We start from the raw sequence: 1,268 nt of genomic DNA on the forward strand, positions 1-1,268 counted from the left end.
CTTCTCCGGCAGGCCCTTGCGCTTCGTCTCGGCGAATTCCTCGAGCTGCTTTTCGCTCATCGATTCGTACATTCCCTTGGAAGCGCCCTGGAGTTCGCTCTTCTTGGTCTCGCCGCGCTTGGCCGACAGAGCCGCGCCGGCGGCTTTCTGCTGGGCTTTCGAGGTGGCTGGCATGGTTCTTTCTCCCGTTGGAATCTGGGGAAAAACGCAACGACTGCCGTGATGTTCCGCTTCGCAATCACGACATAGCCAGCCCGAAGCCCTGTATCAGGCGACGGGTCGGGAAATCGGCTCTTGCCGATGTGAAGACGGCAAGGTCGGGTCCTTCAGGCAGCATCTCGCCACGACCGCTCGGATCGATGTCGGCGAGAAGCGACAGCGCCCGGCGCGCAATCGCTTCAGCGGGGTCGAGCCAATCGACCGGCCAGGGCGCCGTCTTGCGCATGCGATTGGCCAGAAAGGGGTAGTGTGTGCAGGCGAGCACGACGATATCCGTACGCAACGCATCATGTTCGACGAAGCACGGCGTGATCTCGGTGCGTACGGCCTCCTCATCGACGAAGCCCTCACGCATGTAGATCTCAGCCAGTCCCGCCAGCCTGTCGCTGCCGACCAGGCGGACATGGCATTTCTGTGCCCATTTGCTGATCAGGTCGCGCGTGTATTGGCGCTTGACGGTGCCAGGCGTCGCCAGCACCGAAACCAGCCCTGAGCGCGTACGTTCCGCCGCCGGTTTGATCGCAGGCACCATGCCGACGAAAGGATGCTCGGGAAATCTATCGCGCAACGCATCGATCACCAACGTCGAGGCGGTGTTGCAGGCGATGACGGAAATGGCCGGCGCAAAGCGCTCAAGCAGTTTGCCGAACAATTCGAGTATATGCGCCCTCAGCGCCGGCTCTTCCCAAGCGCCGTAGGGAAACGCAGCGTCGTCGGCGACATAGATGAAGCGGCGATCGGGCATCAGCACGCGCGCCTCGCGCAGCACGGTAAGCCCGCCGATGCCCGAATCGAACATCAGGATCGGCCGCTCAGTCATTGTCGGTTCCTTTTCCGCCAAGCGGCGGTATGTCATCGTCCTTGCCGGTGTCGGCAAGGCGCGCCGCTTCCGCCTTGCGGGCCCGCGCGGCGGCCGCGGGCAAGCGCCGCGGGTCGTCGCCAGGGGACCCGTCGCCGCGCGGCATCGCCGGAGAAAACCTGTCGAGCGACGAAATAATGCCGCGCAGCACCTTCAGCTCCGGTTCGGCAAAACCGGGGCGTGTCAGCAC

Annotated in this window: 2 protein-coding genes and 1 pseudogene; all 3 read right to left on the reverse strand. The window is 63.7% G+C overall.

Annotated elements, in window-relative coordinates:
* On the reverse strand, positions 1-174 hold a 174-nt coding region (locus EN984_RS35085; protein WP_127384377.1), incomplete at its 3' end, for a DUF3008 family protein.
* A 64-nt stretch (positions 175-238) separates the two neighbouring features.
* Positions 239-1,039 carry a glutamate racemase gene (gene murI, locus EN984_RS35090; protein WP_127272587.1) on the reverse strand — a complete coding sequence of 267 codons (801 nt, stop codon included), beginning with the start codon at positions 1,037-1,039 and terminating at the stop codon, positions 239-241.
* Positions 1,032-1,268 (reverse strand): annotated as a pseudogene (locus EN984_RS35095) (RNA methyltransferase); the annotation flags it as partial. The pseudogene EN984_RS35095 and the gene murI, both read right to left, overlap by 8 nt.

The organism is Mesorhizobium sp. M7A.F.Ca.CA.004.12.1.1 (assembly GCF_003997835.1).
Classification (GTDB): Bacteria; Pseudomonadota; Alphaproteobacteria; order Rhizobiales; family Rhizobiaceae; genus Mesorhizobium.

What these genes read in the sequence shown, in the direction of transcription:
- murI (WP_127272587.1), bottom strand. Translation starts at nt 1,039, where the DNA reads ATGACTGAGCGGCCGATCCTGATGTTCGATTCGGGCATCGGCGGGCTT.